Genomic DNA, 16,625 nt, shown 5'->3' with positions numbered 1-16,625 from the left:
TTTGTATGTCGGTTGTCGCCCGGCGTCGGGTGATGCCAGGCCCTGGTGCCCGCTGGTTGCCGAACCCGATCTGGAAATCCCAGGTCAGGACCGTCGGCATCCGTGTACGACCCCGTTGAGGCGATCGATATGCGCAGACACGCGAAGTCAGCCCGCTAGCGAGCTGCGGGTAGAAGTTTACACGCTGAACAGGGGTGCTTTTACCACGCGGCGAAGCCGGACGGATTCATCCACAGCCCTGCATTTTGGGGCTTTCGCACGGCGCGTATCGGCACTGAACTGAGGCGGTGAGGTTTGCGGTGGCGGCGCTGATGCTGGGTGCGGCATCGCTCTGGCCGGCCCACGCCCATGCCGACGGCCCGCGACTGCACTGGCCGGTGACTCCCCGACCCCCGGTGACCAGGGGTTTCGACGCCCCCTCCCCCAATTGGAACCGCGGCCACCGGGGCGTCGATCTGGCGGCCGCACCCCATCAACCCGTCTATGCCGCCGGCCCCGCCACGGTGGTGTTCGCCGGCGTGCTGGCCGGGCGTCCGGTGGTCTCACTCGCCCATCCGGGTGGGCTGAGGACGAGCTACGAGCCGGTCCAGGCCGCGGTACGCCCCGGTCAGACGGTGACGGCCGGCCAGCTGCTCGGCACGCTATTGGAAGGGCACCTCGGTTGTCCGGCCAAGGCTTGCCTGCACTGGGGAGCCATGTGGGGCGCGGCTGCCCGGGCGGATTACGTAAACCCGCTGGGGCTGCTCGCCGAAACCCCGATCCGGCTCAAGCCGCTCTCGCCCCATCACGCCTGACCCCTCACCCAGAGCGGCTTACTGTCGAAAGCATGACCGTGGCCTCACGATCCCACCGCAATCGCCCCATGCGATTCGGCCTGCACACCGCACTGCCCCGCGGTGGTGACTTCGCCGAATTCGCCGTCAGTGTCGAAGAATCCGGTTTCGACGTACTCACGATTCCCGACCATCTGATGGCGTCGCTGTCACCGTTCGCCGGCGCGGCCACGGCGTGCGCGGTGACCACGCGACTGCACACGGGAACTCTGGTGCTCAACAACGATCTTCGTCACCCCGTGGACGTCGCGCGTGAAGCCGCCACAGCAGCCGCATTGTCGGGCGGTCGGTTCGAGTTGGGGTTGGGCGCGGGCCATATGAAAGCCGAGTACGACGCCGCAGGCCTCAGGTTCGATTCCGCGGGCACCCGCGTGGACCGCCTGATCGAGTCGGTCGGGGTGATCCGCTCGCTCCTGGCAGGCGAGGCGATCAACGTCGACGGTGCGCACTACTGCGTGCGCGCCGCTGCCGGCGAACTGGTCGCGGCGCCAGAGGTGGCCGTTCCACTGCTCGTCGGCGGCAACGGCACCCGGGTGTTGCGGTTGGCGGGGCAGGTTGCCGATATCGCGGGCTTGGCAGGTTTCAGTCACAACCACGACGCCACCGAAGTCAGGTTGTCCCATTTCGACGCAGCAGGTCTGCAGGACCGCATCTCGGTTGTGCGGGAGGCGGCAGGCGATCGCTTTGAGCACATCGAACTGAACGCACTCCTGCAGTTCGTGGTGCACACCGAGAATCGTGCCGAGGCCGCCGCGGAGATCGCCGCGCCGCTCGGAGCAGATCCAGAGCTGCTGCTCGACTCCCCGTTCGTACTGCTCGGCACGTATCCGCAGATGGCCGAGGCGTTGGCCGACCGGCAAGACCGGTTCGGTATCAGCTACTGGACGGTGTTCGACGAATGGCCCGGCCGTGAATCAGCGCTGCCGCACATGTCCGAGGTGCTCAAGCTTCTGCGTTGATGCCCTGCAGGAATCCGATGATGGCATCACTGACGACGTCCGGCTGATCACGCTGGACCCAGTGGCCGGCACCAGCAACGACTTTCAGCTGCGCATCCGGAATGCGATGAGCAGCGGCGCGGGCCCGCGCCAGGGGCACGCCGGAGTCACGCTCGCCGTGGATGACGAGTGCAGGGCACCGCACCTCGCCCAGCCGCGATGTGTAGTCGGTGCGAAGTGAATTCCACCGCACCTGATCGCGTTGCCATTGTTCGAATGCGTCGAAACCACCGGGTTGTCCTGCCGCGGCCATGATCTCGTCCATCAAGGCGTCGGTCAGCTGCCCGGGGTCCCGGATCAGGGCGTGCATGCTGCGGGTCATCGCGGCTCGACTGGCGCCGAACCGGCGGGTCACCGCACCGAGCACACCTGTGCGCACCGCCGCCCAGGTGATGAGTTGACGCACGCCCGACAGCGGTCCGTCCGACAGCCGGGGCATGATGCCGTAGGCGCCCAGCAGAACCGCTCCGGTCGCTCCGCGCGGGCGGTCCAGCAGATGGCCGATGGTCATCCCACCGCCCAGCGACAGACCGCCGATCACGTAGCGGTCCAATTGCATCGCCTCGACGAACTGCCCCACGTAGGCGACAAGCCGGTCCTGCGTCATCGGGTGCCGCGCCGGCGGACTGTGACCGTAGCCGGGGTGGTCCGGGGCGATGACGCGGTAACCCGCTTCGGTCAACCGGGCACCGATACCACCCCATGACAAGGATGCGTTGTCCACCCCGCCGCCGTGCAGCAACACGACCGTGGACGCTGGCCGTTCGGGAGCCCAGGTGAGGTAGGACACTGCCGCTGAAGGCAACTCGACTGTTCTTCGGGTCGGCTCGATGATCGAGTGGCGCACTGTCCCCCTGTTCAGGCTCGCGGGTGGGCTTGGTCGTGTACGGCTCGCAGTCGTTCGACGGTGACATGGGTATAGAGCTGTGTGGTGGCCAACGAGGTGTGGCCCAGCAGCTCCTGCACGATGCGCAGATCGGCGCCCCCTTCGAGCAGGTGGGTGGCCGCGCTGTGCCGCAGTCCGTGGGGGCCGATGTCGGGGGCACCGTCGACGGCTGAGACGGTCTGGTGCACCACGGTGCGGGCCTGACGCGGATCGAGCCGTTTGCCACGTGCCCCGAGCAAAAGTGCGGGGCCGGAATCGGCAGTGGCCACGGCAGGGCGCCCTTCGGTGAGCCAGGTTGTGAGCGCGTGGTGTGCGGGCTCGCCGAACGGGACTGTGCGCTGCTTGTTGCCCTTGCCCAGCACCCGCAACACCCGACGCCCGGTGTCGATGTCGTCGATGTCCAGCCCGCACAACTCGCTGACCCGGATCCCGGTGGCGTACAGCATCTCCACGATCAGCCGATCCCGCAGGGCCAGCGGATCGCCTTCCTGCACAGCGGAATTCATGGCATCCATGGCGTCGATCGCCTGGTCCCGACGAAGCACCGAAGGCAGGGTGCGGTGGGCCTTGGGGACCTGCAACCGGGCTGCGACGTCTTCGGCGAGAAGGCCCCGCCGGGCCGCCCACGTGCAGAAGGTCTTGACCGCCGAGGTGCGCCGCGCCAGTGTGGTCCGTGCTGCTCCAGCTGCCGCCTGCGTGGCCAACCATGACCGCAGCGCCGGCAGGGTCACGCTATCCAGACCACCGCCGGTGTGGTCGAACAACGCTCTCAGGTCACCCCGGTACGCCCGGCGGGTGTGCTCAGACCTGCCGCATTGCAGCGCGAGATACTCGTCGAACTCGGCAAGTACGTATCCGACTGCGGCCACCGTGACACGGTCGCAGAAGTACGCCCGCCCTGCATCCGACGCGCCGGACCGCTACCGTCGCGTGACCATCACGGGTTCATCTCGTAGCGGCCGGCCAGTCCGCGCACACCTTTCATCACGCGATCGCGGCGTCCGGCGTCGGCGACGGGCTGCTTGACGATGTCGAGGGCGCGCTGCTGTTGCACGGCGGTGGCATCCGGATGGCAATGCAGCTTGGTCGCGTGCGTGGACATGTCGGTGACGAGCACCTCGAACAGTTGGTCGATCAGATCGTTGTTGATCGTTTCGATCTCCGCCTGCTCCAGGATCAGCTGGGCATACGGAATGAGAGTGAACATCTCACCGATCGCGAACAGGAAGTCGACGTTGCGTTGCTGATCGGCGGTGGGGGCCGCCACCGCCAGCAGGGTCTGCAGCGCCAGGGCCTGCCCGAGAAAGACCGTGACATTCGGCGTCGACGAGAATCGGCGCAGCACCGACTGCCAGTCCCCGAACCGGATCTTCGCCAACCCGCTGCTCGGCCCCTGCCGGAACAAGAAGTCGTCGTTGGCCGCATCTCTGCGCGTCGGAATCTGCGGCACGTCGGCCAGCAGCGGCTTGAGTTGCGGAATACGTTGCACCACAGGCGAACTTGCGATCGCACCGCCGGCGAAGCGTAGACCGCCGGCCAGCGCGCTCACCAGCGGCGCCGGGGCACGGCCGACAGGCAGCACGTTCAGCGCGGCGAGCGCGGCATCCGCTGCCCCGAACATGTAGTTCTGCATGAACTTCAGCGACAGTGCCATGTTCACGTGCACCGTGCCCTCCAGCCGCGGCAAGCCGGTGAGTCCCAGCAGCGCCATGGTGAAGTACATGTCGGATTCGAAGGCGCGGGCCGCGATGGTGTCGGCGAGCAGCGTGACGATCTTCTCTCCCTCGCGGGTGACGTTCATCTTCTCGATCGCGTTGAACAACAGGTAACGCCGGTCATCCGGGCCGGCGCTGCGCATGTAGTCGATGGCTCGCTCGCTATAGAGCTTCATCCCGACCAGCCGGGCGCAGCCGTCGGCGAGCATCCGTCGGATCTGTGGAAACTCGGTGACCCGCCGGCCGAACAGCACGCGGTTCTCCGCGTGGGTGACGGCTTCGTACATGGCGTGTTCACAGGCCCCGATCGCCCCGAACCCGAGGTTGAACTTGCCGATGTTGACGGTGTTGATCGCGGCGTTGAAGGCGGCCTTGCCCTCATGCAGGATGTCGTCGGCGCTGACCGGGTACTCCTCCAGATCGAATGCGGCGACGTACATCTGGCCGTCGACCACGTTCTTGCGGAGGTGGTAGTTCGAATGTTGGCTGTCGGCGGCGAAGAACAGGTATCCCTCGAAATCCTGCTCGGGACGGCGCCGGTCGAGATCGGAACTGTCGATGATGGGCTTGTCGGAGCGACGGCCGAACACCGAGACCATGCCGGCCAGGTTTCCGTTGCCGATGTAGTACTTGCCGCCGGTCGCGGTGTAGGACCCGTCTGCCGCGTTGTCTGCGTCGGGCGTCAGCACCATGTCAGTCGAATAGACGTCGGCACCGTGGGCCTGCTCGGACAGTCCGAACGCGAAGATCTCGCCCGAATCCAGCAGGGCGGCAGCCTTCTTGCGTGCGACGGTGTTCGCCGACTGCCAGATCGGGCCGAGTCCGAGGATCGTGACCTGCCAGACGTACCAGTACTGCATGCCGTAGAACCCGAGGATCTGGCTGTACATGGCATTGCGGGCGGTGTCCCAGCGTTTGTCGGGGTCGCCGCCGGCCTCCGACGTCGGCGTCAGGAACGTTGCGAAGATGCCCTCCCGCTTGACCAGGTCGAGAAAATCGCTGTACCAGACCCGGTCCCGGTCCTGCTGCTTGAGCCACCGCTTGCCGTGGGACTCGAAGAAATCGATGGTGGCCCGGAAGAGTTCCCGAGTCCTGGTGTCGAACTGGTCGAAGTCGGTCCGGTTCGGGTCGAAGAGGACATCGGATCGTGCGGTCACGCCAAACTCCCCAGGTAGGACTGAGATTCGATGAGGCCTTCGTCGCTGGGCAGCTGTCCCTGTCCGAACACCCGCTCGTGCTGCCGGGCCCGCAGTTCCTTGTGCGCGTCGGCGGGTTTGACGTAGCCGTAACGCTTGCGGCCCTCCTCGGGACTGAGCACTTCGGCCGACCGTGGCGGGATCCCCATGATGTAGGGGCCTGCGATCGGCACCACCGACGGCGCAATGACCTTGGCCACCAACAGCTTCAGCCGCGGAACACGGTCGACCACGCCGAATCCGAGCTTGAGCACCGGCCGCACGGCCCAATCGACGATCCGTGGCTGGTCGAATCCACTGAGTCGGCGCATCCACCGCGGCATGGTGGCGATGGTGCCCGCACGTAGGAACCAATTGAGCACCTCGACGGCCGGCCTCGCGATACGGGGCGCGGGCGGTAACACCACCTTGGCGTTGAGCAGGTGGTCCATCATCGCGCGGGCGGCCTCACTGACGGCGAGGTGCGGCCGCATCTGCTCGAAGTAGTCGTTGATGCCGTCACGGGTCCGCGGGACGTCGGCCGGATCGCAGGTCTGGAACTCGGCGGCCCGGGCACAGTCCTGCCAGTAGCGCGCCTCCTCCTCGACCGTCAGCTTTCCGCCGCCGTACATTTCGTAGGCCTTGAGCACCGAATGCCAGCCGGTGAGCAGGATCCACAGCTGCGACTGCGGGTCGTTGGCGTCGTACCTGTTGCCGCTCACGGGTTCGGTACCAATGGCTTTCGAGTGGACCTTGACCAGGACATCGGCGGCCTTGAGCACCGACTCGGTGTCGGCGAAGGCGACCATCGCGAAGTAACGTACCGTCCGGTCGTAACGGGTGCGCGGTCGGTCGTAATTGGCGCCGGTGGTGTCGACCGCGGCGATCAGGGCGGGGTCGAGTTCCTCGACCACCACGGCGCGTTGCAGCCCGATGATCGGCGTGGTGGCATGGCCCCAGACCTTCCAGGTCACCGAATCCGGTCCGAAGAACCCGTAGTCAGCCATCGGCTGGAGATCAGACATGTGACAACTCCTCTGTTCTGGATCAGGCAGCGCGAAACGCGCGGTAGGTGGCCGATCCGATGAATTCACCCAACGTGGTTGGGGTCCAGTCTTTTCCGTCGTCCTGCAACAGCGTCCGCACCGCCCCTTCACAGGTGGACACGAACTGCTCGACCAGAACCGGCAGCTTTTTGTCGGCGTCGGTGGTGCCCCAACGTTCCAGAGTGGGCGCCAGCCGTCGGGAGACCTTGCCCACCATCAGGGCCCGACCGTCGCGGAAGTGCTTCGCCACGGCCGGGTCAGGGTCGGCGCTCATCACGAGCCGCCAGGAATCGGGCCGGCCGGCGACTGTCTCAAGCAGTGCCTGGAAGCCCTCGACGAACACGGTTTCGTCGGCGTCGGCCCGGCCGTAGGGCAGCGCATCGATCGCTCCCTGGACCAGCAGCGCCAGCTCCCGCTCAAGCAATGCCCTGAGCAGTTCGACCCGGTCGGGAAAACACGAGTACACCACCGGGCGGGTGACCTTGAGGCGCTGAGCCACCGCGCCGATGGTGACCGCCGCGACCCCCTCGGTCACCGCAATTGCCAGGGCCGCATCCAGCACCTGCGGGCGCCGCCGCTCGGGCCCCAGGTGGGCGGCCCGTTCGCGGACGGTTTCTACACTCATGCAGGAAAATGCTACACCCATGAATAATCATTGGCCAGCAATCGTGCGCTGCGTTGGCAAATGCAGCTTTACCTGCGGCTTTTAGAGCGCTGGAAGGTCAGTCCACCCGGCGCAGCGCCTCGGGCGTGAGGTCGCGCAGCGTCGGATACCCATCGACCCCCATGATCAGGTCGGCCTCGGCGAGCATCGAGCGCAGTACGTGCACGATGCCGTCGACCCCTCCCAAGGCCAGTCCGTAGGCGTACGGGCGGCCGACACCGACGGCGGTGGCGCCCAGCGCGAGCGCTTTGACGACGTCGGCTCCGTTGCGGATCCCCGAGTCGAACAACACCGGCAGCCCATCGGCGGCCTCGACCACCCCGGGCAGACAGTCGATCGCGGGCAGCCCGCCATTGGCTTGGCGCCCACCGTGATTGGAGCAATAGATGCCGTCGACGCCGCCGTCCCTCGCGCGCCGGACGTCGTCGGGATGGCAGATGCCCTTGAGAATGAGCGGCAACTCGGTCAGCGACCGCAACCACGGCAGATCGTCCCAGGTGAGTGGGTTGCCGAACAAGCTCACCCAGCGCAGCACCGTCGCCTGCGGGTTCTCCTCGGGCGGCTGCGGCAGACTGGCCCGGAACACCGGGTCGCTGGTGTAGTTGGCCAGGCACTTGCCCCGTAGTTGCGGAAAGTTCGAGGTGGTCAGGTCCCTGGGGCGCCAGCCGGGCACCCAGGTGTCGAGCGTGACGACGATGCCCTTGAACCCTGCCTTCTCCGCGCGCTGCACCAGGCTGGCCGCAAGATCTTTGTCCGTCGGCGTGTACAGCTGGAAAAAGCCCGGGGTGTCACCGAATTCGGCGGCGACGTCTTCCATCGGGTCTTCGGTCAGGGTGGACAGCACCATGGGGACTCCGGTACGGGCGGCGGCGCGTGCACCGGCCAGATCGCCGTGGCCGTCCTGCCCGCAGATGCCCAGCACCCCGATCGGCGCCATGAACAACGGCGAGGGCAGCGTCAGGCCGAACAGGTCGATGGACAGATCTCGTTCACGGTGGGCGTTGAACATGCGCGGCATCAGCCCCCACCGATCGAAGGCGGTGCGGTTGACCTGCTGAGTGCGTTCGTCGCCGGCGCCGCCGGCCACGTAGGACCAGATCGAGGCCGGCATGGCGGCTTGAGCCTTGGCCTCCAGCGCGGCATGGTCCATCGGCATGGTCGGCAGCACGCCGGACAGCCCCTGCAGGTAGATCTCGAGTTGGTAATCGCCGTATGCCATGACGGCTACCTTGCCACCCCGAAGTCGTCCGGGATGGCAGCCCGGCTCAGCCGGCGGTGTCCGCCTCGACTTTTGCCAGCTCGGCCTTCCACTGCCGGAAGGTTTCTTCAGTGCGTCCGCGGCGCCAGTATCCCGAGATCGACGCAGCCCACTTCGCGGGGACCCCGCGCTCCTTGCGGATGTAGGGACGCAGGTTGTGCATGACGGCCTGCGCCTCGCCGTGGATGAACACCTGCACCTGGCCGGGCAGCCAGGCCGCCTCCTTGACCGCGGCGATCAGCGGTGCGTTGTCCCCCGCCCGGTCCTCACCGACGAGGTCGGCGCGCCCGCCTCGGTAGACCCAGTTGACTTCGACACCGGCGGGGGCGGTGAGCTCAACCTCGTCATCGGGGCCGGCCACCTCGATGAATACCTTGCCGATCGCGTTGTCGGGCAGGGCTTCCAGCGCAGCGCCGATGGCCGGCAGCGCAGCTTCGTCGCCGGCCAGCAGGTGCCAGTCGGCGGACGAGTCCGGGGCGTAGGCACCGCTGGGCCCCATCACATAGGCGGGTTGGCCCGGCACCGCTGCCGCCGCCCAGGGTGCGGCGACCCCCTGCTCACCGTGCACGACGAAGTCGATGGCGATCTCGCCGCGCTCCGTGTCGAACTTGCGCACCGTGTAGGTACGCACGGCCGGCCTCAGTTCGGCGGGCAACTCCTGAAAACTGTCCAGCGTCAACGGTTTCGGCAACGCCGATACGTCCACATTCTCGGGAACGACGACGAGTTTGACGTATGCATCGCTGAAGTCGTTGGGCGAGAAGGTGTCGAAGCCTGTGCCCTCACCCGATCCGCCCAGCACCAGTCTGACCATGTGGTCGGTCAACTGCTCGCGATGCACCACCTGAAACGTGTGCACGGGCCGTCCTGCCATGACGCCTCCAAAATCATCCGCTGCTCGGTTGTTAGCCGACCTCATCGACTATACGGAGATCGCCGGCCGGCCCGGGGGCTACGTGAATCAGGCCTCGAGTCTCCTGCGGACCAGATCGAGCCGTTCTTGCAGCTCGGCTTCGGTGATCACCCCGCGGGCCAACAGCGAATGGGCAAGGGCGACGAGCTGGTTCTCGGGATAGGGCAGCTCGGCATAGACGGTCGCCGACAGCAGGTCTTCCTCATCGCGACGCTGTTTGAAGTCGGGCACGTTGGTGGCACACGAGGCCTGGTCGAGGGCATCGCAGAAGCCGTCGAGGCTCGTCTTCCACGGCGGAACCAGATTCTCGACACCGTATTTGGCAGCCATCAGCGGCCAAACCTGATTGCGTTCCACGATCCGCGCGAGAGTGGGTACCGGGGCGTCCCCGAGCGGTACCTGTTCGTTCGGCGCACTCACCGTGTCCTCCTCATTCACCGGCGGGGTGCATCGCGGGCCGGGTGTCGGTGACGACATTGGTGGTCACCCCGGGCTTGGGCAGTGCTACACCGATGAGGCAGTCGCGGGTGATGATCTCGGTGAGCTGATCCTCGGTCCAGCCGTCGGTACCCTCGGGACGCATCGGCATGACCATGAAGCGGTGTTTCTGATTCGAGTCCTGCACGCGCACTTCGACCGTGTCGGGCAGAGACAGCCCGAACTCGGACAGCACCTGCCGGGGCCAGCGCACCAGACGGCGCCGGTAGTTGGGTGTCCGGTACCACTCGGGCGAGTTGCCCAGAATCGGGCGCGGGTAGCAGGAACACAGCGCACAGACGATCACGTGATGCACGGTCGGGGTGTCTTCGAGAATCTGAAATGCGGTGAAGTCGCTCGGGGTACCGAATCCGGTGGGCTCCAGCCAGTCGACCCCCACCTCCTTGCTGGCGGTCATCGGTTCGGCCGCCGCCAGGCGTTTGAAGTCCGGGTCGAGCCAGGCCCGGGCGACCAGCCGGGCGGCCGGAGTCGGTCCGATCTGTTCGGCGAACTCGGTGAACAGCCGGTGCTCATCCGCGGTGAAAATGCCCTTCTCGATACACAATTCACGCAACGCGATCTCGAGTACCTCGAAATCGGTGATCTCGTCGACCATCGGCTTGACGGTGCGCTCGTGATCGTGATCGTGGTCATGATCATGCTCTGCCATGGTGCGCCCTTCGTGAGGAGGCTGATCGGCGGTGGAGGTCAGCCGGCCGCCTGCAGCCAGTGCTCGGGGATCTCGGTTCTCAACGTGTCGGAAGCTGTTCCGGTGTAGCCGTCCCACAACTGAGCCATGGTGAAGCTCACGACGTAGAACCACTCAGGGGTGGCGTCGGTGCGGTCCCAGGTTTCGTCCTCTGCCGCCGGGCTTTCGTAGGCCACCGCGGCGATCTCACCGCGGGCACCGCGGACGTACTCGGGTGTGCGGGTGTAGAACAGCACCGGCAGCTCACGCACCAGCACGGCGTCGCCGACCTTGAACTTCGGCTCCCCCGCGCGGCCCGCGTACACCTGAGGGTCACCCTTGCCCCTCGCGTGCACGATATGGCTGTTGCGCTTGACGTTCGACCCGTCGCCTTCGAATCTCGGCCGGGCCTCCAGACGCCTGCCGGCCAGCCCGCCGGCGTAGCGTTCCTGCACTTCGGCCATGCGTTCGGACAGTTCGGTCAGTCCGATGTGGTGCTTCTCGACGAGGACACGCGCAACGGACAAGAGCCAGCGGCCGTAGTAGGGGAAGCCGAGATAAACCGCGCGCCCGACGTCGACGTTGCCCATCCGCCGCCGTTCCTCCGACAGCCAGATGCCGCGCCAGGCAAGGACTTCGCAGATGACGTAAGTCATGTGCTCCCAGTACTCGTAGTCCTTGTTCTCGTACTTGATGGGCGCATCCGGCTCCCCGCCGACATCGTGCACCGGCTTCATATATGCGGTGAAGCGATCATGATCCAGTAGATCCGGGGTCGGCGCATCGGGCAATTCGGGATAGGCCGATCTGAGGCGAGCGACCAAGGCCAACTGGGCAGCGCGTTCTGCGGCTGTGCTCATGTCGCACCCTCCCCAGGCCCGGCGTACGGCCGGCGTAATGGCAGTACGCCTGGGTTGTGAGCTCACTCGATGAAGGCAAATTAACACCGGGTCGGCACCCGTTGCAGCAAATCGGCGCCGATCCATCGACGTCTACGCATGCGTTATTTATGCCCGCACCCGCCGACGCCGACGCACGATCCGCCAGCATCCGTCGACACTTTCGACCAACCCGGCGAACTCCAGCAGCGTCAACGGCCCGAGTACCTGGTGCGGGGCGAGAGCGGCGAGCATCGCGATGTCGTCGACCGTGTGCGCACCGCGCGCCGGCAGTGCGTCATAGACCTGCTTCTCGGCCGGTGTGAGCCCATCCAGCGGCCCGGACGGATGTGCCTCTTGCGGGGCCAGTTCCCCTATCCGGCCGACGATTTCGACGATCTGCTCGGCCCGGTCCACCAGGACGGCGCGCTCCCGCAGGAGCGCATGACAACCGGCCGATGCGGCCGAGGTCACCGGTCCCGGCACTGCGCACACCGAGCGGCCCAGCACTCGGGCCCACGACGCGGTACTGGCCGCGCCGCTGCGCAGCCCCGCCTCCACCACCACCGTCGCCCCGGACAGGGCCGCCACCAGCCGGTTGCGGGTCAGGAATCGAAGCCGGCCCGGCGCTGTCCCCGGCGGATACTCGCTGACCAGCAGGCATTCCTGGCGGATCCGGTGGAACAGTGCACTGTGCCCGGCCGGGTACGGTTTGTCGATGCCGCCGGCCACTATCGCGATCGTCATCCCTTCACAGGCCAGCGCGGCACGATGCGCTGCGCCGTCGATGCCATAGGCCCCGCCGGACACCACCGTCACATTCCGTTCGACCAGTCCGGCGGACAACTCGGCAGCCACGTGCTCGCCGTAGGCCGTGGCCGCACGGGTGCCGACGATGGCCGCAGCGCGCTCGGTGACCTCATCCAGGCGCGCGGGCCCGACCGCCCACAACACCAGCGGCGGATGACCGTTCGAGCGCTTGGTCACCTCACTACCGCAGAATGCCCGGAATCGCAGCAGCGGCCACTCATCGTCGTCCGGCGTGATCAACCGCCCGCCCATTCTGTCGAGCACGACCAGATCATCGGCCGCACAATCGAATTCCCGCCGCGCCTCGACCCGGCGCAGCAGCTCGCGATCGACATCGCCGGCCTTGACGCGGCCGGCCGCGTCTACCGGACCCACCCGCTCGACCAAGGCCGTCAGCTCCGGACACGGCGACTCGGCCACCCGCGACAGATAGGCCCATGCCCGCCGCACGTCGTCGGTCATGACATACCCCCGGCCCAGCGGAAGCTCAATGCTGTGGCGACATCGTCCTGGGTGGGCATGTTGCGCCCCGCCAGGTCCGCCAGGGTCCATGCGACTCTCAAACACCGGTCGGCACCGCGCATGCTGATCACGCCACGGTCGAGCACCGACCGCAACGGCTCCATCGCGGATTTCGGCAATCGGAATTCGCGCCGCAGCAACGGGCCGCTGACTTCGGCATTGGTACCGATCCCATAGGGTTTCCACCGTTCCTGGGCGGCGAGGCGCGCCGCGGCGACACGCTCACGCACCACCGCACTGGACTCGCCCGACTGCGGCATGAACGCCCCCGCGGTCACCGGATACAGCTCCACCCGCAAGTCGACGCGGTCCACCAGCGGCCCAGACAACTTGCCGCGATACCGCAGCTTGGCCTGGGCCGAACAGACGCAGTCGGCCGAATTGGGTGGGGCGCACGGGCACGGGTTCGCCGCCAGAACCAGTTGGAACCGTGCCGGATAACATGCCACCCCGTCACGGCGCGCCAACCGGATCTCGCCGTCCTCCAACGGAGTTCGCAGCGCTTCCAGGGCGCTTGAACCCATTTCGGCGAACTCGTCGAGAAACAAGACGCCGCGGTGGGCCCGACTGACCGCTCCGGGACGAGCGAACCCACTTCCGCCGCCGACCAGGGCCGCAACGCTCGAAGTGTGATGCGGCGCCACGAACGGTGGCCGGGTGATCAGCGGTGTGTCCCCCGCCAACAATCCCGCCACGGAATGTATGGCGGTCACCTCGAGCGATTCAGCGGGCGACAACGACGGCAACAGCCCAGGAAGCCGTTGCGCCAGCATTGTTTTCCCGATGCCCGGCGGTCCGGTGAGCAACAGGTGGTGGGCGCCCGCGGCGGCCACCTCGACGGCGTAGCGGGCTTGAGCCTGCCCCACCACATCGGCGAGGTCCGCCACGGGCTCCGGTGCGCATCCCGGCGCCGCTACCCGGGCCTGCAGATCCGCTTTGCCGTCGAGCCAGGCCTGCAGGTGCCGCAGCGTGCGCACACCGCAGACCTCGATCCCGTCGACCAGGCTGGCTTCGGCCAGGTTGTCGACCGGTACCACCACCAGGGGCCAGCCCTCCTGCTTGGCGGCCAGTACCGCGGGCAACACACCGTGCACCGGACGGACCCGGCCGTCGAGGGCGAGCTCACCGAGCAGCACCGACTTCTCCAACCGTGCCCAGGCCGTCTTGGTGTGCGCCGAGAGCACCGCCGCCGCCAGTGCGAGGTCGTACACCGAACCGACCTTGCGCAACGTGGCCGGCGACAATGCCAACGTCAGGCGCGACATCGGCCATTCGTTGCCGCAGTTGGTGATCGCCGCCCGTACGCGATCTCGTGATTCCTGCAGTGCGGTGTCCGGCAGGCCCACAAGGTTCACACTGGGCAACCCCGAGGTGATGTCTGCCTCGATCTCCACGATGACGCCGTCCACGGCCCGCACGGCCACCGAATATGCTCTACCCAAACCCATTTCAGCCCACCCCTTTGATATGCGTCAGCTCCGGTTCCCGGCGGTGGCCGAGGCGCACCCGGATCACATCGATGCGCAGCGCGGCGTACCGGCTCGTCTGCTCGACGAGCCACAGCGCGGCCAATCGCCGGATGCGGCGCAGCTTTTGCGCCGTGACCGCCTCGGCCAGGCCGCCGAAGCCTTCCCCGGTGCGGGTCTTCACCTCGACGAAGACCACCGTGTTGGTGGCCACCTCCTCCGCGATCACGTCGAGCTCGCCGTAGCGGCACCGCCAGTTCCGGGCCAACGTCCGCAGCCCCTGTGCCGCCAGGTACTCGGACGCCAGTTGTTCACCCAGTGCGCCGATCTCGGCCCGTGTCAAAGAACTCATGACCCCACCGTGCAGAGCAGGTCTGACAGAACCGGCCCGGTCACGGCTGGTTATCCCCAGCCCGGATTTCATCCACAGGCCAGGGCTGTCCAGCGTGACCCCCGGGCGGGCCGAAGCGTGAGGCTCTACCGCTCAGCGAACCCGCTCAGCGGGAGTCGTCGGCCTTGCGCAGTGGATTGGGAACCGCCGACTGCGCAAACCCGCTCAGCTTGCGCAGCGTGGCGATGCACGCCTGAAGCTCTTCGAGGCCAACGCCGGCAGCCTTGGCGCGGAAGAACTCGTGCAGCTGACGCAACGACTCCTGTTGCGCGGCAAGGCCTCGCGGCGTCACCTCGATCCTGGTGACCCGCCTGTCATCGGTCGACGACATACGTCGCAGCATGCCCGCGGCGACCAGTTTGTCGATGTCGGAGGTGATGGTGCTCGGCAGCACGTTGAGATAGTCGATCAGTAGGCCGGGCCGATCGAGCCCTGCGTACACCAGAAAGACGATGCCCAGTGCGCGTTCGGAAATGCCGTACTCGCGCGCCACAGGCAACGTCAGCATCGAGATCATCCGCCGGACATCGGTGGCCGCGCCGAGGAAGTCGATGATGTCCCCGTCGTCGGCGGCCCCAATGGTGTCGGTCACGATGCCACAGGATACCCGGCCATCCGCTCTGCCAGCGGCTTCCACACAATAGTTCAGAATCTGAACAATATGCGTTACCCTCGGGCGCAGGGTGAGATTCGCCTGACGCGCCACCTAAGAGGCGCGGAGAAAACAGCGCGCGGAGTGCCATGAAGCCATCAGTTCGTGTCGAGCCGTCGAAGGTCGCCGACAACCCACGCACCACATTGCCCTGGAAGGCCCTCGGCTGTTGGGCTGTCGTCGCCGCACTGGCGGTCTTCGTTCTGCTCACCGCGGAAAAGCACGGAGCCGCCTCCCCCGAGAACGTGAACCCGGACGGCATCGGCAAACCGCCACCGGTAGAGCCCCTGTGGCCGGCCATCGATTTCGTCCTGTGGGGACAGATACTGGGCGCTCTGCTGCTCGTGGTCACCATCGTCGTCTCGGTTCTGGTCTGGAGACGCAATCCCGGGCATCCGGTGATCCTCATGATCCTGGCTTCCACCACGCTGTTCTGGTGGGACCCGATCAACAATTGGGCCATCGGCCTGGTCTACAACCCGAACCTCTGGCACTTCCCCCGGGAATGGCCGTGGCTCAACATCTCTCCGGTCATCGAACCGCTGACCTCGGTCATCTACGCACCCTACGTCCTGCTCCCCTACTTCCTGGCGATGCCGATCCTGCAGGCCGTCCAACGACGCCGCGGCGCCGATGCCTTCGTCTGGCGCCATCCGCTGATCTCCATCGCCGTGCTGACGTTCGTCATCGGCGTCATTTGGGATGCGGCCCAGGAAATCCTGCTCACCCGCACCCAGTTCCTCACCTATACGCATGTGGTCGAATTCGGCTCGATGGATGTGGGTAAGAACAGTCAGTTCCCGCTGCTGATGGCCAGCGTGCTCATCACCATCATCATGATCCCGGCGTCGGTCCTGATCTACCGCGACGACAACGGAAGATCTCAGGCAGACAAGATCGCCCTGCGAATACCCTTCGCCGCGCGCCGCCCCAAGTTGGCGAGTTTCCTGGTCATGGCGATCGTCCTGAATATTGCGATGATCAGCTTCAGCTCGGCGTTCTGGCTGGTACGTGCGACCGGCGCGGCGTCCAGCGTCGCCTGCCCGTGGCCCTACCCACAGGCGAAGACCTGGGACCCGCGCGGATACTACGAATCGCAAGGCGCCCCAGGACCGTTCACCGCAGGCAAGGCCAGCACGTGGCAGATCGGACAACCCGGAGGCCGCCCGGTAGAAATCGTCGTGGAGTCCGACCGCTGCGAGCCTCGGTGACCTCAGGGTCGCCTGGCCATTGACGCCGGCCGGCAGCGCACG

At 66.6% G+C, this 16,625-nt stretch carries 17 protein-coding genes; 3 read left to right on the top strand and 14 right to left on the bottom strand.

Going from position 1 to position 16,625, the window contains the following annotated elements; all coding sequences use genetic code 11:
* Positions 1-311: 311 nt before the first annotated feature.
* Both QQ25_RS12985 and QQ25_RS12980 read left to right on the top strand, forming a co-directional pair.
* A complete protein-coding gene (locus tag QQ25_RS12985) occupies positions 312-794 on the top strand; it encodes a M23 family metallopeptidase (protein WP_039379899.1) in 483 nt (160 codons plus the stop codon).
* Between the two features lie 32 nt (positions 795-826).
* Positions 827-1,792 carry a TIGR03621 family F420-dependent LLM class oxidoreductase gene (locus tag QQ25_RS12980; protein ID WP_052235798.1) on the top strand — a complete coding sequence of 322 codons (966 nt, stop codon included), beginning with the start codon at positions 827-829 and terminating at the stop codon, positions 1,790-1,792.
* On the opposite strand, the gene QQ25_RS12975 is transcribed toward QQ25_RS12980, so the two are convergent.
* The 14 genes from QQ25_RS12975 to QQ25_RS12910 form a co-directional block, all read right to left on the bottom strand.
* A complete protein-coding gene (locus tag QQ25_RS12975) occupies positions 1,776-2,636 on the bottom strand; it encodes an alpha/beta fold hydrolase (protein ID WP_234711903.1) in 861 nt (286 codons plus the stop codon). The two genes, QQ25_RS12980 and QQ25_RS12975, sit on opposite strands and share 17 nt — an antisense overlap.
* Before the next feature lie 53 nt (positions 2,637-2,689).
* Entirely contained in the window at positions 2,690-3,586 is an 897-nt protein-coding gene (locus tag QQ25_RS12970; protein ID WP_039379019.1) for a tyrosine recombinase XerC, read from the bottom strand.
* A gap of 68 nt (positions 3,587-3,654) precedes the next feature.
* Positions 3,655-5,589, bottom strand: coding sequence for an acyl-CoA dehydrogenase family protein (locus tag QQ25_RS12965; protein WP_039379018.1), 1,935 nt, complete (start codon positions 5,587-5,589; stop codon positions 3,655-3,657).
* The gene (locus QQ25_RS12960; protein ID WP_039379016.1) at positions 5,586-6,632 is read right to left on the bottom strand and encodes an oxygenase MpaB family protein; all 1,047 of its coding nucleotides are present in this window, start codon (positions 6,630-6,632) and stop codon (positions 5,586-5,588) included. Before QQ25_RS12960 ends, QQ25_RS12965 begins: the two co-directional genes overlap by 4 nt.
* 22 nt (positions 6,633-6,654) lie before the next feature.
* Positions 6,655-7,278 carry a TetR/AcrR family transcriptional regulator gene (locus tag QQ25_RS12955; RefSeq protein WP_039318928.1) on the bottom strand — a complete coding sequence of 208 codons (624 nt, stop codon included), beginning with the start codon at positions 7,276-7,278 and terminating at the stop codon, positions 6,655-6,657.
* 97 nt (positions 7,279-7,375) lie between these two features.
* Positions 7,376-8,536, bottom strand: a complete 1,161-nt coding sequence (locus tag QQ25_RS12950; protein ID WP_039318926.1) for an alpha-hydroxy-acid oxidizing protein — start codon at positions 8,534-8,536, stop codon at positions 7,376-7,378.
* Between the two features lie 46 nt (positions 8,537-8,582).
* Entirely contained in the window at positions 8,583-9,449 is an 867-nt protein-coding gene (locus QQ25_RS12945) for a siderophore-interacting protein (RefSeq protein WP_039379015.1), read from the bottom strand.
* 87 nt (positions 9,450-9,536) lie between these two features.
* Positions 9,537-9,818 (bottom strand): thiocyanate hydrolase, encoded by a 282-nt coding sequence (locus QQ25_RS12940; RefSeq protein ID WP_234711928.1) that lies wholly within the window; start codon positions 9,816-9,818, stop codon positions 9,537-9,539.
* Positions 9,819-9,918: 100 nt separating this feature from the next.
* The gene (gene scnC, locus QQ25_RS12935; RefSeq protein ID WP_039379014.1) at positions 9,919-10,635 is read right to left on the bottom strand and encodes a thiocyanate hydrolase subunit gamma; all 717 of its coding nucleotides are present in this window, start codon (positions 10,633-10,635) and stop codon (positions 9,919-9,921) included.
* A gap of 38 nt (positions 10,636-10,673) precedes the next feature.
* Positions 10,674-11,513 (bottom strand): SH3-like domain-containing protein, encoded by an 840-nt coding sequence (locus QQ25_RS12930; protein WP_039379013.1) that lies wholly within the window; start codon positions 11,511-11,513, stop codon positions 10,674-10,676.
* Between the two features lie 147 nt (positions 11,514-11,660).
* Positions 11,661-12,803, bottom strand: coding sequence for a DNA-processing protein DprA (gene dprA, locus QQ25_RS12925; RefSeq protein WP_039379012.1), 1,143 nt, complete (start codon positions 12,801-12,803; stop codon positions 11,661-11,663).
* Entirely contained in the window at positions 12,800-14,311 is a 1,512-nt protein-coding gene (locus QQ25_RS12920; RefSeq protein WP_039379011.1) for a YifB family Mg chelatase-like AAA ATPase, read from the bottom strand. Before QQ25_RS12920 ends, dprA begins: the two co-directional genes overlap by 4 nt.
* 1 nt (position 14,312) lies before the next feature.
* Complete coding sequence (locus tag QQ25_RS12915; protein ID WP_039318913.1) at positions 14,313-14,681, bottom strand: YraN family protein; 369 nt, start codon at positions 14,679-14,681, stop codon at positions 14,313-14,315.
* A gap of 145 nt (positions 14,682-14,826) precedes the next feature.
* Entirely contained in the window at positions 14,827-15,312 is a 486-nt protein-coding gene (locus tag QQ25_RS12910; protein WP_039318911.1) for a MarR family winged helix-turn-helix transcriptional regulator, read from the bottom strand.
* Positions 15,313-15,461: 149 nt separating this feature from the next.
* On the opposite strand from QQ25_RS12910, the gene QQ25_RS12905 reads away from it, so the two are divergent.
* A complete protein-coding gene (locus tag QQ25_RS12905) occupies positions 15,462-16,583 on the top strand; it encodes a spirocyclase AveC family protein (protein ID WP_039318908.1) in 1,122 nt (373 codons plus the stop codon).
* Positions 16,584-16,625 lie beyond the last annotated feature (42 nt).

Origin of the sequence: Mycolicibacterium setense (assembly GCF_000805385.1) — a bacterium.
In the GTDB taxonomy this organism is placed as follows: domain Bacteria; phylum Actinomycetota; class Actinomycetes; order Mycobacteriales; family Mycobacteriaceae; genus Mycobacterium; species Mycobacterium setense.
This window is presented reverse-complemented; position numbering and strand designations above follow the sequence as displayed.

Bases quoted from the DNA above. Each gene is read 5' to 3' on its own strand.
- QQ25_RS12985 (WP_039379899.1), top strand. From the start codon at position 312: ATGCTGGGTGCGGCATCGCTCTGGCCGGCCCACGCCCATGCCGACGGC.
- QQ25_RS12980 (WP_052235798.1), top strand. From the start codon at position 827: ATGACCGTGGCCTCACGATCCCACCGCAATCGCCCCATGCGATTCGGC.
- QQ25_RS12960 (WP_039379016.1), bottom strand. From the start codon at position 6,632: ATGTCTGATCTCCAGCCGATGGCTGACTACGGGTTCTTCGGACCGGAT.
- QQ25_RS12955 (WP_039318928.1), bottom strand. From the start codon at position 7,278: ATGAGTGTAGAAACCGTCCGCGAACGGGCCGCCCACCTGGGGCCCGAG.
- QQ25_RS12950 (WP_039318926.1), bottom strand. From the start codon at position 8,536: ATGGCATACGGCGATTACCAACTCGAGATCTACCTGCAGGGGCTGTCC.
- QQ25_RS12945 (WP_039379015.1), bottom strand. From the start codon at position 9,449: ATGGCAGGACGGCCCGTGCACACGTTTCAGGTGGTGCATCGCGAGCAG.
- QQ25_RS12940 (WP_234711928.1), bottom strand. From the start codon at position 9,818: ATGGCTGCCAAATACGGTGTCGAGAATCTGGTTCCGCCGTGGAAGACG.
- scnC (WP_039379014.1), bottom strand. From the start codon at position 10,635: ATGGCAGAGCATGATCATGACCACGATCACGATCACGAGCGCACCGTC.
- QQ25_RS12930 (WP_039379013.1), bottom strand. From the start codon at position 11,513: ATGAGCACAGCCGCAGAACGCGCTGCCCAGTTGGCCTTGGTCGCTCGC.
- dprA (WP_039379012.1), bottom strand. From the start codon at position 12,803: ATGACCGACGACGTGCGGCGGGCATGGGCCTATCTGTCGCGGGTGGCC.
- QQ25_RS12920 (WP_039379011.1), bottom strand. From the start codon at position 14,311: ATGGGTTTGGGTAGAGCATATTCGGTGGCCGTGCGGGCCGTGGACGGC.
- QQ25_RS12915 (WP_039318913.1), bottom strand. From the start codon at position 14,681: ATGAGTTCTTTGACACGGGCCGAGATCGGCGCACTGGGTGAACAACTG.
- QQ25_RS12905 (WP_039318908.1), top strand. From the start codon at position 15,462: ATGAAGCCATCAGTTCGTGTCGAGCCGTCGAAGGTCGCCGACAACCCA.